This window comes from Colwellia sp. BRX10-4 (assembly GCF_014077465.1).
Lineage (GTDB): Bacteria > Pseudomonadota > Gammaproteobacteria > Enterobacterales > Alteromonadaceae > Colwellia_A.
Genome location: NZ_JACGVZ010000112.1, coordinates 1 through 381 on the forward strand (window position 1 = coordinate 1; position 381 = coordinate 381).

The following is a 381-nucleotide window of genomic DNA, read 5'->3' on the forward strand; positions in this document are numbered from 1 at the left end:
TTAACTTCCGATAAAGGAAATAAAAAATAAGTGGCATCCCTAAGGGGATTCGAACCCCTGTTACCGCCGTGAAAGGGCGGTGTCCTAGGCCTCTAGACGATAGGGACACTAAAACTATTGAGTAAATGAACATTGAATAAACAAGGGTCAACTACTTAGAAAAGCATCAAACAAGATTTTCATCTCGCTTTTATGATTGAAACGTTCTTCAACCAAAGGAAACAACAAGACCTAGTTTGTTATACCCTTTTTACCCATTTATTAACTTCCGATAAAGGAAATAAAAAATAAGTGGCATCCCTAAGGGGATTCGAACCCCTGTTACCGCCGTGAAAGGGCGGTGTCCTAGGCCTCTAGACGATAGGGACACTAAAACTATTG

Annotated in this window: 2 tRNA genes; both read right to left on the bottom strand. The window is 40.7% G+C overall.

Annotated features, from left to right (window positions below):
- Window positions 1–31: 31 nt before the first annotated feature.
- Window positions 32–107: transfer RNA gene (locus H4J67_RS20065), tRNA-Glu, on the bottom strand.
- Window positions 108–292: 185 nt separating this feature from the next.
- Window positions 293–368: transfer RNA gene (locus tag H4J67_RS20070), tRNA-Glu, on the bottom strand.
- Window positions 369–381 lie beyond the last annotated feature (13 nt).